Below are 13096 nucleotides of genomic sequence, written 5' to 3' on the forward strand. Positions count from 1 at the left end.
GAGCCTGCGCGAATCAGCCCGTCCGGCGTTGGGGGACCGGGGTCCGGGCCGGAGCCCCGGGGAAAGGTGGAAGGGCGGGGTAGGGGACGGACGACCGCACAGCGGCCCGCACACGCCGAAGCGGGCGTGCTCCGGGATTTCCCGGTGCACGCCCGCTTCGTGGAACAGTGCGGTCAGACCACGATCAGCGCGTCGAGCGGAGCATCGCCCAGCGTCGGCGCCAGCCGCTCACGGCCCGGCAGGAACGAGAGTTCCATCAGGACCGCGACCCCGGCGACCTCCGCCCCGGCCCGCCGGATCAGCTCCAGCGAGGCGGCCGCGGTGCCACCGGTGGCCAGCACGTCGTCGATGACCATGACCCGGTCGTCGGCGCACAGCGCCTCCGCGTGGATCTCGATCTCCGCCGACCCGTACTCCAGGTCGTAGGACTGCAGGAGCGTCGCCCCGGGCAGCTTCCCGGCCTTGCGGACCGGCACGAAGCCGATGCCCGCCTGCACGGCCACCGGAGCCGCCAGGATGAATCCCCGCGCCTCCAGCCCGACGATCTTCGTCGCTCCGTACTGCCCGGCCAGGGCCACCAGCGCGTCCGTGAGGGCGCCGAACGCCTTCGGGTCGGCCAGCAGCGGGGTGATGTCCTTGAACATCACGCCCGGCTTCGGGTAGTCCGCCACGTCCGTGATCCGGCTGAGCAGCAGGTCCCGTACGCCGGAGGGAAGCTCCGCGGTCACCGGCGCCGTCCCGACCGGCCCTGCGCCACGACCTCGGGCGTACCTTCGGTCCCGGCGTCGTCGGGCGACTCGCCCCTGGCCTCCGCCGACGCCCGCTTGGCGAGCACCCGCTTCTTCAGGGCCTTCATCGCCGGCTCGCGCTCCTTCAGGTCCACGACCAGCGGGGTCGCGATGAAGATCGACGAGTAGGCGCCGGCCGCAAGGCCGACGAAGAGCGACAGCGAGATGTCGTTGAGCATGCCCGCGCCCAGGAAGCCGCCGCCGATGAAGAGCAGCGCCCCGACCGGGAGCAGCGCGACGACGGTGGTGTTGATGGAGCGGACCAGCGTGCCGTTGATGCTGCGGTTGGCGACCTCGCTGTACGTCCAGCGGGTCTGCTTGGTGATGTCCTTCGAACCCTCCTTGAGACCGTCGAAGACGACGACGGTGTCGTAGAGGGAGTAACCGAGGATGGTCAGCAGACCGATGACCGTGCCCGGGGTCACCTCGAAGCCGACCAGCGCGTACACGCCGACGGTGATGGTGAGGTCGTGGATCAGCGCGATCAGCGCCGCGATGGCCATCCGCCACTCGAAGGCGATGGCCAGGTAGATCACCACGAGGACCATGAAGACGCCGAGGCCCGTCCAGGCCTTGTTGGCGATCTGCTCGCCCCAGCTGGGGCCGACCAGGTCCGCGTTGATCTGACCCGCGTCAATCTTGAAGCCGTCGGCGAGCTTGGCCTTCACGTCGGCTGCGGCGTTGGTGTCCAGATCCGAGATCTGGATGCGCAGGCCACCGGTGCCGAGCTTCTGGACGACCGCGTCGTGGCCGGAGGCCTTCTCCGCGTCCTCGCGGGCCTGGGTCTCCGAGATGGAGGTCTTCGGGGTGGTGAAGACGGCACCACCCTTGAACTCGATGCCCATGTTGAGGCCCTGAACGGCCAGGGCCACGATCGCCGTGATGGTGATCAGGATGGAAACGCCGTACCAGACGAAGCGCTTGCCGACGAAGTCGTAGCCGACCTCACCTCGGTACAGCTTGGCGCCGAGATCTCCGAGCTTCGACATCTCTCACGCCTCCTTTGCGTCGACGGGAACGGAGACGGTCGCGGCGGCCGCGTCGGAGCCGGTACGACGCGAGCGTCGCAGCGGCGGCTTCGCGCCCAGTCGCTTCGGGTCCAGCCCGGACCACGGGTGACCGCTGGCGAAGAAGTTCGTACGGGCCAGCAGCGTCATGACGGGCTTGGTGAAGAGGAACACCACGACCACGTCGAGCAGGGTGGTCAGACCCAGGGTGAAGGCGAAGCCCTGCACCTTGCCGACGGTGACGATGAACAGCACCGCGGCCGCCAGGAACGACACGAAGTCGGAGACCAGGATGGTGCGACGGGCACGGGGCCAGGCGCGCTCGACGGCCGGACGCAGGGTGCGGCCCTCGCGGATCTCGTCCCGGATGCGTTCGAAGTACACGATGAACGAGTCCGCGGTGATGCCGATCGCGACGATCGCACCACAGACGGCCGGCAGGTTCAGCGCGAAGCCGATGCCCTTGCCCAGCAGCGCCATGATCGTGTACGTGAGGATGCCGGAGACGATGAGGCTGATGATGGCGACGAACGCCAGGCCCCGGTAGTACGCCAGCAGGTAGATCACGACGAGGGCGAGGCCGATGGCGCCGGCGATGAGACCGGCCTTCAGCTGCTCGCCGCCGAGCGCGGCGGAGACGGTGGTGACGCTGTCCTCCTGGAAGGACAGCGGCAGGGCGCCGTACGAGAGCATGTTGCCCAGGTCCTGCGCGGACTGCTGGTTGAAGCCGCCGGAGATCTCGGCGTTGCCGCCGGTCAGCGCCTGGCTGACGGACGGGTCGGAGATGACCTCGCCGTCGAGCACGATGGCGAACTGGTTCTGCGGGGCCTGCTTGGCCGCGAGCTCACCGGTGATCTTGGCGAACTTGTCGGCGCCCTTGTCGGTGAACTGCATCGTGACGATCCACATGCCGCGCTGCGGGTCGATGATGCCCTTGGCGTCCTTCACGTCCTGGCCGTTGACCTGCGCCGGGCCGAGCACCCACTTGTACCAGACGCCGTCGCGCTTGCCACAGGCGAGCGTCGGGTCCTCGGGCTTCACGTTCTTGGTGACCGCGGTGCGCTGTGCCTCGTCGCTGCAGTTCAGCGCGGCGAACTTCGCCTGCAGGTCCGCGGCCGCGGCCTGGTCGGCGCTCGGCGCGGACGGCGACGTGGACGGGGTGGCCTTGTCGTCTGCCTTCTTCGACCCGCTCGCCGAGGGCGAGGGAGAGGGCGCGTTCGGGGCCTTGAGGCCCTCACTGACCGCACGGCCCTGGGAAGTGGCGCTGGACGACGGGGTGGCCGCACTGGCGGACGGGCTGCCGGAGCCGCTCGGGGCGGCGCTCGGGGAGCCGCTCTGGTTGGCCTCGGGGGCTACCGGGGCACCCTCCGCCGTGGCGAGCACGGGGCGGAAGTACAGCTGGGCGGTGGTACCGACCTGGTCGCGCGCCTGCTGCTCGTTCGTCCCCTTGGGGATGTTCACGATGATGTGGTCGCGGCCCTGCTTCTGGACCTCGGCCTCGGAAACGCCGAGACCGTTGACGCGGCGTTCGATGATGCCGATCGCCGTGTTCATGTTGGTCTCGTTGATCGCGTCCGGCTTGCCGGGCTCGCTCTTGGCCTTGAGCGTGATGCTCGTACCGCCGGCGAGGTCGATGCCGAGTCGCGGCGTCGTCTGCTTCGTGAGGAACATCCCCGCGGTGAGCGCCACCATCGCGATCAGGATGATGGCCAGGGAACGCCCCGGCCTCCCCTGAGCCCCCGTGGGCCGCCGGCCCTTCTTCGGTGCTGCCACCTTGTCGTATCTCCCTGTCCAACCGTCCCGCGCCGGGTCAGCGCGTGGACGGCCACCGAAATGTGTGTGGGGACCCCTGCCCCCCGCAGAAGGGTCACTGGCGGGGTCCGCCGGGGCTGCCGGTCAGGCGCCCCGCACGGTCCCCGGCCCAGCGCTACTTCGCGCCGGCCTCGCCGTCGGTCTTGCCGTCCTTGGGCTCGTCGCCCTTGGGCTCCTCCGCCGCGGGCTCGTCGGCCTTGGGCTCGTCCTTCTTGCCCAGGTCGAGCTTGGGGGCCTCGTCCCCGGTCAGGGAGGACGCGTCGTCCGGGACGACCGGCGTGTCGATCGTCAGATCATCGGTGATGCCGTGGACGATGCGGTTGTACTCCTCGTCCTCCAGCACGGCGCCGATGGCGTTCTTCGCGTAGAGCGCGTAGACGCCGGGAGCCACCTCGAGCGTGACGGTGTCCTCGCCGATTTCCTTCACCGTGGCGTACATGCCGCCGATGGTGCGGACGCCGGTGCCGGCGGTCAGCTGGTCGCGCATCTGCACGGCCGCCTGCTGCTTCTTCTTCTGGCTGCGGGTCAGCAGGAACATCGCCCCGATGATCAGCACGAACGGAAGGAGGGACATGATATTCAAGGGACGCAGGTCCTTCGCATCGACCGCACAAGCGCACGGCCTTTGTACGGGGGGTGGGTACGCCGACCGTAAGGGTCGGCATCGGCGGAGTCTAGGCGAGTCCACACCGATGGAACAACGCCCAGCATGTCACCGCAGTTCCTGAGGGGGCGAACCTCCGCGCCGTCAGGTCCCGAAGAGGCCCTGTTGTCCGCTTGATCCGTTCCCGCCCTGCTGTGGCGGAACAAGTCCCAGGTGAGCCCATGCGGCCGGGGTCGCGACCCGCCCCCGCGGGGTCCTGGCCAGCAGCCCCTCCCTGACCAGGAACGGCTCGGCCACCTCTTCCACGGTCTCCCGCTCCTCGCCGACGGCGACGGCCAGCGTCGAGAGGCCGACGGGCCCCCCGCCGAAGAGCTTCAGGAGCGCCTCCAGGACGGCCCGGTCCAGCCGGTCGAGCCCGCGCTCGTCGACCTCGTAGACCTTCAGGGCGGTGCCGGCGACCTCGCGGTTGATCACGCCGTCCGCCCTGACCTGGGCGTAGTCACGGACGCGGCGCAACAGCCGGTTGGCGATGCGGGGGGTGCCGCGCGAGCGGCCGGCGATCTCGGCGGCGCCGGCGGTGTCGATCTCCACGTCGAGGAGCCGGGCGGAGCGGTGGATGACGCGCTCCAGCTCCTCGGGGGCGTAGAACTCCATGTGGCCGGTGAAGCCGAAGCGGTCGCGCAGCGGCGGCGGGAGCAGGCCGGCCCTCGTCGTGGCACCGACGAGGGTGAACGGGGGCAGCTCGAGCGGGATGGCGGTGGCCCCCGGCCCCTTGCCCACGATCACGTCGACGCGGAAGTCCTCCATGGCCATGTAGAGCATTTCCTCGGCCGGCCGGGACATGCGGTGGATCTCGTCGAGGAAGAGGACCTCGCCCTCCTGAAGGGAGGAGAGGATGGCGGCGAGATCGCCCGCGTGCTGGATGGCGGGGCCGGAGGTGATCCGGATGGGCGCGCCCATCTCGGCCGCGATGATCATGGACAGGGTGGTCTTCCCCAGGCCCGGGGCGCCCGACAGCAGCACGTGATCGGCAGTGGCGCCGCGCTGGCGGGCCGCCTTCAGGACCAGGTCCAGCTGCTGGCGGACCTTCTCCTGCCCGACGAACTCGCCGAGGTCCTTGGGCCTCAGTGCCGCCTCGACGGCGGTGTCCTCGCCGTCCGCCGCGGCTGCGACGATCCGGTCGTCGCTCTCGTCATCCCAGTTCACGGTGTCAGTCTGCCTTCTCGGGGTGGTGCGGTGGTCCGTCGTGTGCGGGCGGCCCTGCGGGGCATTCTCCCCGCCCCGCCCTTTCTCCGTTTCCCGGGCTCCGCCCAGACCCGCGACTCAATCGCCGGCGGGGCCGGATCGCCCTTCGGGGCAATCCCGGCCCTCCGGACTCCGGCCCTATTCAGCCCCTCCGGCGTTTGGGGAGCGGGGGTCCGGGGGCTGGTCCCCGGCAACGGCGCCGCACCTGTGTCAGCGGGCCCGGTTCAAGGACTGCAGGGCGGCGCGCAGCAGCTGCGGAACCGGAGCCGAGCCGCCTGCGGCGATCGCGGCCTCGGCCTGCGGGGTCACCGCGGAGACGGCATCGTCCGCGTCGCGGGGCGCGTAGCCCAGACCGATCAGCGCGGCGGACAGCTGTTCCGACCACGGCGCCGGGCCGGAGGCCACCGCCCGCTGCGCGCCGACCATCCCGCTCGACCCCAGCGGAGCGCCCAGCTTGTCCTTCAGGTCCAGCAGCAGCTTCTGCGCGCCCTTCTTGCCGATGCCGGAGACGGCCATCAGCGCCTTCTCGTCCCCCACAGAGACGGCGACGCGCAGGGCGTCCGGGCTGTGCACCCCGAGCATCGCCTGCGCGAGCTTCGGACCGACCCCGCTCGCGGTCTGCAGGAGCTCGAAGACCTGACGCTCGTCGTCGTCGGCGAAGCCGTACAGCGTCAGCGAGTCCTCCCGTACGACCAGGGACGTCGCCAGTCGCGCCGGCTCGCCGGTCCGCAGGCCCGCGATGGTGTTCGGCGTGCAGTGCACGGCCATGCCCACTCCCCCGACCTCGATGACGGCCAGGGTGGGAGCGAGCGCGGCGACCGTGCCGCTGACGAAGGCGATCATGTGGTGCGGCCTTTCAGGGCGCTGGCATGCCGGTTGACGGCCTGCTGGAGGCGGTTCTGCGCGGGGGCGCGCCAGATGTGACAGATGGCGAGGGCGAGGGCGTCCGCGGCGTCCGCGGGCTTGGGCGGGGCGGACAGCCGCAGCAGCCGGGTGACCATGGCTCCGACCTGCGCCTTGTCGGCGCGACCGCTGCCGGTGACGGCGGCCTTGACCTCGCTCGGGGTGTGCAGCGCGACCGGTATGCCGCGCCGCGCGGCGCACAGCATGGCGACGGCGCTGGCCTGGGCGGTGCCCATCACCGTGCTGACGTTGTGCTGGCTGAACACCCGCTCCACGGCCACGACTTCGGGACGGTACTCGTCGAGCCATTCCTCGATGCCCTGCTCGATCGCCACGAGCCGGTGGCCCAACTCGGCGTCCGCGGGCGTCCGTACGACTCCCACGCCCAGCATCGTCAGGGGGCGGCCCGCCACCCCCTCGACCACACCGACACCGCATCGGGTCAGGCCCGGGTCAACACCGAGTACGCGCACACCCGCCCCCCTTCTTCGATCTCCTGTGCGTGCCGCGAGGCACAGCTACGCAGGCTATCCGCTGGCACTGACAAAGCAGCGGGCCGACGGGGTGTGTCCCCGTCGGCCCGCTGCTCGAAGCCGTGAGCGGTGTGCCCGTCAGGCGTCGACCTTCTCCATGACCTCGTCCGAAACGTCGAAGTTGGCGAAGACGTTCTGCACGTCGTCGCTGTCCTCCAGCGCGTCGATCAGCTTGAAGATCTTGCGCGCGCCCTCCTCGTCCAGCTCGACCTGCATGGTCGGCAGGAAGTTGGAGTCGGCCGAGTCGTAGTCGATGCCGGCCTGCTGGAGCGCGGTACGGACCGCGACCATGTCGGTGGCCTCGCTGATGATCTCGAACTGCTCGCCGAGGTCGTTGACCTCTTCGGCGCCCGCCTCCAGCACCGTCTCCAGCACGTCGTCCTCGGACAGCTCGCCCTTGGGCAGCAGCACGACGCCCTTGCGGTTGAACAGGTACGAGACCGAGCCCGGGTCGGCCATCGAACCGCCGTTGCGGGTCATGGCGACACGCACGTCGGACGCGGCACGGTTGCGGTTGTCGGTGAGGCACTCGATGAGCACCGCGACGCCGTTCGGGCCGTAGCCTTCGTACATGATCGTCTCGTAGTCGGCGCCGCCGGCCTCGAGGCCGCCGCCGCGCTTGACCGCGGAGTCGATGTTCTTGTTCGGGACCGAGCTCTTCTTCGCCTTCTGGATGGCGTCGAAGAGGGTCGGGTTGCCATCGATGTCGGCGCCGCCCATACGGGCCGCGACCTCGATGTTCTTGATCAGCTTCGCGAAGAGCTTGCCGCGCTTGGCGTCAACCACGGCCTTCTTGTGCTTCGTCGTAGCCCATTTAGAGTGGCCGGACATCTGCCTGTCTCCTTCGCGTCACCAACAATGTTCGCCTCAGATCCTACCGGGACGCCGTTACAGCCCCGCGCGCACCATGTCGACGAAGTACGCGTGGACCCGGTCGTCACCCGTGAGCTCCGGGTGGAACGAGGTGGCGAGGACATTGCCCTGGCGCACGGCGACGGTGTGACCGTCGTACGTGGCGAGCACCTCGGCGGCGCCGCCGACGGACTCGACCCAGGGGGCGCGGATGAAGACGCCCTCGACGGGGCCGCCCTCGATGCCGGCGAAGTCGACCTGCGCCTCGAAGGACTCGTTCTGCCGGCCGAAGGCGTTGCGGCGCACGATCATGTCGATGCCGCCCAGGGTCTCCTGGTCCTCACGGCCGTCCAGCAGCTTGTCGGCGAGCATGATCATGCCGGCGCAGGTGCCGTAGACCGGCATCCCGGCCCGCACGCGCTCGCGCAGCGGCTCCAGCATGCCGAACAGCACGGCGAGCTTCGACATGGTCGTGGACTCGCCGCCGGGGATCACCAGGGCGTCGACCTCGGCGAGCTCCTCGGGACGCCGGACCGGCCTGGCCACGGCGTCAGCCGAGGCCAGGGCGATCAGGTGCTCCCGTACGTCGCCCTGGAGTGCCAGGACACCAATCACGGGGGTGGTCATGGTGATGACTACCAGCCGCGGTTGGCGTAGCGCTCGGACTCGGGGAGGGTGTCGCAGTTGATGCCGACCATGGCCTCGCCCAGGTTGCGGGAGGCGTCCGCGATGATCTTCGGGTCGTCGTAGAAGGTGGTGGCCTTCACGATGGCGGCGGCGCGCTTGGCCGGGTCGCCCGACTTGAAGATGCCGGAGCCTACGAAGACGCCCTCGGCACCGAGCTGGCGCATCAGCGCGGCGTCGGCCGGGGTGGCGACGCCACCGGCGGAGAACAGCACGACCGGGAGCTTGCCGAGCTCGGCGACCTCCTTGACCAGCTCGTACGGGGCGCGCAGCTCCTTGGCGGCGGCGAACAGCTCGTTGTTGTCGTAGCCGCGCAGGCGGGCGATCTCGTTCTTGATCTGACGCAGGTGGCGGACGGCCTCGACCACGTTGCCGGTGCCGGCCTCGCCCTTCGAGCGGATCATGGCCGCGCCCTCGGCGATGCGGCGCAGGGCCTCGCCCAGGTTGGTGGCGCCACAGACGAAGGGGGTGGTGAACGCCCACTTGTCGGAGTGGTTGACCTCGTCGGCCGGGGTCAGGACCTCGGACTCGTCGATGTAGTCGACGCCGAGGGACTGGAGGACCTGGGCCTCGACGAAGTGGCCGATGCGGGACTTCGCCATGACCGGGATGGAGACGGCCTCGATGATCTCTTCGATCATGTTCGGGTCGGACATCCGGGCGACGCCGCCGTCCTTGCGGATGTCGGCGGGAACCCGCTCCAGGGCCATGACGGCCACGGCGCCGGCGTCCTCGGCGATCTTCGCCTGCTCGGCGTTGACCACATCCATGATCACGCCGCCCTTGAGCTGCTCGGCCATGCCGCGCTTGACGCGGGAGGTGCCGATCGCCGACTCGGCGGACTGCGGGGTGGAGGGAAGCGTGCTCACGGATTGACCTCACTCGAAAGGAAGATTCAGGCGGTACTGGCGATCGCTCCTGGCGACCTGGTGGTACTCGACCGAGGAAACCTTCTCGACCAGTCCACGGCAAGGGCCAATGTGCAGCCGGTGGCTCCTTGCGATTTGGCCATTGGGTACAAGTTACGGCCGTTCCGCCAGATCCACCGGAGGCTCGTCGTCCATCTCGAAGGCCAGCGGAAAGGGTGCGTGGCCCGCGAGCCGGAACCAGCGGACCTTGCGGTGCCGGCGCAGGGCGCGGGCCGCGCGCACGGAATCGTTGAGGAACCGGCGGGCCATCGGTACCCGGCGGACCGCCGCCGCGAGCTCCTCGGCGGCCTCCGCGCCGCCCGGGGCGGCCTTGAGCGCGTCGACCTGCCCGACGTCGGAGAACACCGCGCGCAGTGCCTGGCTGAGCTCGCTCTCGGCGACCTCGCGGTGCTCCTCCTCCGCCTGGCGGGCGGCGTGCGCGGCCTCGTACAGGACGAGGGAGGAGGCGGGATCCAGCACTCCGGAGGTCGCGACCTCCAGCACCACGGAGGCCCGGCGGACCAGCTGCGCGTCGAGGGCGGCGCGGGCGGCGTCCATCCGGGAGTGCAGCCGGTCGAGGCGGCCCGCGGTCCAACTGAGGTAAACCCCGACGAGGCCGAGGCCGAGGGCAATCCAGACAAGGGTTTCGATCACGGGCCGCGACTCTACCTTTCGACGCGGAGCTCGCACCGCTCAGCGCCGGTGGGCGGGAGCGGGGGCTGCCCTGGTAGGGGACCGCGCCCCCGCGCAGCGGCACACCCGCAGCCGGGGTCCCGCGGGGACGGGCCGCCCCGCCCCGGAGGGGTTACGTGTCGCGGGAGAGGCCCAGGCGGGTGCGGAGCGGGACCCGCTCGTCCTCGGCCACCGCCGCCGCCCCGTCGGTCACCGTCTCGTAGACGGCCAGGATGTCCGCCGCCACCGTCGACCAGTCGAAGCGGCGTACGTGGGCCGAGCCCCGGCTGCTCAGTTCCGCGCGGCGGGCGGGGTCGCGCAGGAGGGCCACGGCCGAGGCGGCCAGCGAGTCGGGGTCCTCGTTCGAGAACAGCTCCCCCGCCGCCCCCTGGTCCAGGACCTGCGCGAAGGCGTCGAGGTCGGCCGCGAGGACGGCCGCCCCGGCCGAGAGGGCCTCGACGAGGATGATGCCGAAGCTCTCGCCGCCCGTGTTCGGGGCCACGTACACGTCGACGCTGCGCAGCAGCCGCGCCTTGTCCTCGTCCGAGACCATGCCGAGGAACTCGACCCGGGAGCGGAGCTCGGGCGGCAGGGAGGCGACCGCCTCCTCCTCGTCGCCGCGGCCCGCCACCAGGAGGCGTACGTCCGGGCACTGCTCCACGATGCGGGGGAAGGCCGCCATGAGGACCGGCAGGCCCTTGCGCGGTTCGTCGATCCGGCCGATGAAGCCGAGGGTCTGGCCCGACCAGGCCGGGTTCGGGTCGGCCTTGGCGAAGAAGTCCACGTCCACGCCGTTGGGGATGACCACCGCGTCCCCGCCGAGGTGCTCGACCAGCGTGCGCCGCGCGTACTCGCTCACCGCGATCCGGGCGCTGATCTTCTCCAGCGCCGGCTGCAGGATCGGGTACGCCGCGAGCATCGCGCGGGAGCGCGGGTTGGAGGTGTGGAAGGTGGCCACGATCGGGCCCTGTGCCGCCCAGCAGGTCAGCAGCCCCAGCGAGGGGGCGGTCGGCTCGTGGATGTGGACCACGTCGAAGACCCCGTCGTGCAGCCAGCGCCGTACGCGGGCCGCCGACAGGAAGCCGAAGTTGAGCCGGGCCACCGAGCCGTTGTACGGCACCGGCACCGCCCGCCCCGCCGACACCACGTAGGGGGGCAGCCCGGTCTCGTCGTCCGACGGGGCCAGGACCGATACCTCGTGACCGAGGCCGATCAGGTGTTCCGCCAGGTCCCGGATGTGGAACTGGACCCCGCCGGGCACGTCCCAGGAGTACGGGCAGACGATGCCGATCTTCACGCGGATCGCTCCTCGGGCGGGCCTGCGGTGCCGGTGGTGCCTGCGGTGCCGGTGGCCTGTCGCAGGTCCTCCAGGTCCTCCAGCCACAGCCGCTGGAGCATGTGCCAGTCCTGCGGGTGTTCGGCGATGCCCTGGGCGAAGGCGTCCGCGACCGCCTGCGTCATGACGGCCGTCTTCTCCTGCCGGGTGCCCTTGCCGGGCACCTCCACCGGGGGGTGGATGCGGCCGTACATCTTCGGCGCGTCCCCGTAGTACAGGGTGGCCGGGAGGAGGACGGCGCCCGTCTGCTGGGCCAGCAGGGCGGGCCCGGCGGGCATCCGTGCGGTCGAGCCGAAGAAGTCCACTTCCACCCCGGAGGCCGACAGGTCCCGGTCCGCGACCAGGCAGACCAGCCCGCCGGAGCGCAGCCGCCGCGCGAGCGTGCCGAAGGCGGCGCCGCCGTTGTGCGGGAGCACCTCCATGCCCAGGCTCTCGCGGTAGGCGACGAAGCGGTCGTAGAGCGTCTCCGGCTTGAGCCGCTCGGCGACGGTGGTGAAGGGGACTCCGATGTGGGTGACGGCCCAGGCACCGGCGAGGTCCCAGTTGGCCAGGTGCGGGAGGGCGACCACCACTCCGCGCCCGGAGGCCAGGGCCTCGCGCAGGATGTGGTCGTCCTTCATCTCCACGTCGGAGCTGAATCGTTCCTTGGCCATGGTCGGCAGACGGAAGGACTCCATCCAGTACCGCATGTAGGAGCGCATGCCCTCGTGCGACAGCTCGCGCAGCCGCTCGGGCGTCGCGTCGGGCACCACCCGGGCCAGGTTCGACTCCAGGCGCAGCACGCTCTTGCCGCGCCGCTTCCAGACGAAGTCCGCGATCCGCCGGCCGAGGGCCGCCGCGGCCGGCTCGGGCAGCTTCTTGACTCCGGCCCAGCCGAGCCCGTAGAGCCCGTCGACCAGCTTGTCCTGTGCCTTGCCCATCAGGGCGTACCGCCTTCGGAGGGGGCAACCGCGGCAGCGGCGGCATCGGCCTCGGCCGATTCGCGCCGTACGGTCACCACGCGCTGGATCAGGGTCACGAGCGAGCCCGCCGCGACCACCCACAGCGCGATCGGCAGGAGCAGGCCGATCCACGAGGGGACACCGAAGGTCTCCAGACCGGACAGACCGGCCGCGACGAGCGTGATCACCAGGCGTTCGGCGCGCTCGATGAGCCCGTTGACGGCCACCGGCAGTCCGATCGACTCGCCCCGGGCCTTGGTGTACGAGACCACCTGGCCGCTGGCCAGGCAGAAGATGGCGACCGCGCAGAGCGCGTTGTTGTTCCCGGTACCCGCGTACCAGAGCGCGAGTCCGCCGAAGATCGCCGCGTCCGCCACCCGGTCGAGGGTGGAGTCGAGGAACGCGCCCCACCGGCTGGAGACGCCGGCCTGGCGGGCCATGTTCCCGTCCACCAGGTCGGAGAAGACGAAGAGCGTGATGGTGATCGTGCCCCAGAAGAACTCGCCCATGGGGAAGAAAACCAGGGCTCCGGCCACCACTCCGGCCGTGCCGATGAGGGTGACCGCGTCGGGACTCACTCCCATCCGGAGCAGAAGAGCGGCGAATGGCGTGAGAACACGCGTGAAGAATGCACGCGCGTACTTGTTCAGCATGGCCTTCCCGGAGGGTCGCTGGGCCGCACGGCCACCACGGCCACCGGCTGGCCCATCGTAGCCAGGGCCCCGGGCCATCGGCGCCGCGCACCCACCGGTTCACACCAGGTGGGCCGTTCTCGGGCCGTTCGCCACGTCCCGGGCGCCCTTCCGTGGAC

General features: G+C 70.7%; 14 protein-coding genes. All 14 read right to left on the reverse strand.

Annotated features, from left to right (window positions below):
- Positions 1-173 precede the first annotated feature (173 nt).
- Positions 174-728 carry an adenine phosphoribosyltransferase gene (locus ACFYM0_RS21775; protein WP_243334256.1) on the reverse strand — a complete coding sequence of 185 codons (555 nt, stop codon included), beginning with the start codon at positions 726-728 and terminating at the stop codon, positions 174-176.
- Positions 725-1777 carry a protein translocase subunit SecF gene (gene secF, locus ACFYM0_RS21780; RefSeq protein WP_388503734.1) on the reverse strand — a complete coding sequence of 351 codons (1053 nt, stop codon included), beginning with the start codon at positions 1775-1777 and terminating at the stop codon, positions 725-727. Before secF ends, ACFYM0_RS21775 begins: the two co-directional genes overlap by 4 nt.
- A 3-nt stretch (positions 1778-1780) precedes the next feature.
- Positions 1781-3568, reverse strand: a complete 1788-nt coding sequence (gene secD, locus ACFYM0_RS21785) for a protein translocase subunit SecD (protein WP_388503737.1) — start codon at positions 3566-3568, stop codon at positions 1781-1783.
- A 154-nt stretch (positions 3569-3722) separates the two neighbouring features.
- A complete protein-coding gene (gene yajC, locus ACFYM0_RS21790) occupies positions 3723-4190 on the reverse strand; it encodes a preprotein translocase subunit YajC (RefSeq protein WP_388503740.1) in 468 nt (155 codons plus the stop codon).
- A 165-nt stretch (positions 4191-4355) separates the two neighbouring features.
- Positions 4356-5417 (reverse strand): Holliday junction branch migration DNA helicase RuvB, encoded by a 1062-nt coding sequence (gene ruvB / locus ACFYM0_RS21795; RefSeq protein WP_327251803.1) that lies wholly within the window; start codon positions 5415-5417, stop codon positions 4356-4358.
- Between the two features lie 249 nt (positions 5418-5666).
- Positions 5667-6299 carry a Holliday junction branch migration protein RuvA gene (gene ruvA, locus ACFYM0_RS21800; protein WP_388503742.1) on the reverse strand — a complete coding sequence of 211 codons (633 nt, stop codon included), beginning with the start codon at positions 6297-6299 and terminating at the stop codon, positions 5667-5669.
- Complete coding sequence (ruvC, locus tag ACFYM0_RS21805; RefSeq protein WP_388503745.1) at positions 6296-6832, reverse strand: crossover junction endodeoxyribonuclease RuvC; 537 nt, start codon at positions 6830-6832, stop codon at positions 6296-6298. The genes ruvA and ruvC overlap by 4 nt, the downstream gene beginning before the upstream one ends.
- Before the next feature lie 138 nt (positions 6833-6970).
- Complete coding sequence (locus ACFYM0_RS21810; protein ID WP_243334244.1) at positions 6971-7723, reverse strand: YebC/PmpR family DNA-binding transcriptional regulator; 753 nt, start codon at positions 7721-7723, stop codon at positions 6971-6973.
- 57 nt (positions 7724-7780) lie between these two features.
- Positions 7781-8371: a pyridoxal 5'-phosphate synthase glutaminase subunit PdxT gene (pdxT, locus tag ACFYM0_RS21815; RefSeq protein ID WP_250744713.1), complete on the reverse strand. Its 591-nt coding sequence runs from the start codon at positions 8369-8371 to the stop codon at positions 7781-7783.
- An 8-nt stretch (positions 8372-8379) separates the two neighbouring features.
- Positions 8380-9297: a pyridoxal 5'-phosphate synthase lyase subunit PdxS gene (pdxS, locus tag ACFYM0_RS21820; RefSeq protein ID WP_030294529.1), complete on the reverse strand. Its 918-nt coding sequence runs from the start codon at positions 9295-9297 to the stop codon at positions 8380-8382.
- 153 nt (positions 9298-9450) lie between these two features.
- Positions 9451-9990, reverse strand: coding sequence for a hypothetical protein (locus ACFYM0_RS21825; RefSeq protein WP_388503748.1), 540 nt, complete (start codon positions 9988-9990; stop codon positions 9451-9453).
- 151 nt (positions 9991-10141) lie between these two features.
- A complete protein-coding gene (locus ACFYM0_RS21830) occupies positions 10142-11305 on the reverse strand; it encodes a glycosyltransferase family 4 protein (RefSeq protein ID WP_388503750.1) in 1164 nt (387 codons plus the stop codon).
- Positions 11302-12264, reverse strand: a complete 963-nt coding sequence (locus tag ACFYM0_RS21835) for a phosphatidylinositol mannoside acyltransferase (protein ID WP_388503752.1) — start codon at positions 12262-12264, stop codon at positions 11302-11304. Before ACFYM0_RS21835 ends, ACFYM0_RS21830 begins: the two co-directional genes overlap by 4 nt.
- Positions 12264-12938 (reverse strand): phosphatidylinositol phosphate synthase, encoded by a 675-nt coding sequence (gene pgsA / locus ACFYM0_RS21840; RefSeq protein WP_388503754.1) that lies wholly within the window; start codon positions 12936-12938, stop codon positions 12264-12266. Before pgsA ends, ACFYM0_RS21835 begins: the two co-directional genes overlap by 1 nt.
- Positions 12939-13096: the final 158 nt, after the last annotated feature.

The sequence above is a fragment of the Streptomyces sp. NPDC006487 genome, from assembly GCF_042870555.1.
Classification (GTDB): domain Bacteria; phylum Actinomycetota; class Actinomycetes; order Streptomycetales; family Streptomycetaceae; genus Streptomyces.

Coding starts and splice junctions, on each gene's coding strand:
- secF (WP_388503734.1), bottom strand. CDS start 1,777: ATGTCGAAGCTCGGAGATCTCGGCGCCAAGCTGTACCGAGGTGAGGTC.
- ruvA (WP_388503742.1), bottom strand. CDS start 6,299: ATGATCGCCTTCGTCAGCGGCACGGTCGCCGCGCTCGCTCCCACCCTG.
- ACFYM0_RS21810 (WP_243334244.1), bottom strand. CDS start 7,723: ATGTCCGGCCACTCTAAATGGGCTACGACGAAGCACAAGAAGGCCGTG.
- pdxT (WP_250744713.1), bottom strand. CDS start 8,371: ATGACCACCCCCGTGATTGGTGTCCTGGCACTCCAGGGCGACGTACGG.
- ACFYM0_RS21835 (WP_388503752.1), bottom strand. CDS start 12,264: ATGGGCAAGGCACAGGACAAGCTGGTCGACGGGCTCTACGGGCTCGGC.
- pgsA (WP_388503754.1), bottom strand. CDS start 12,938: ATGCTGAACAAGTACGCGCGTGCATTCTTCACGCGTGTTCTCACGCCA.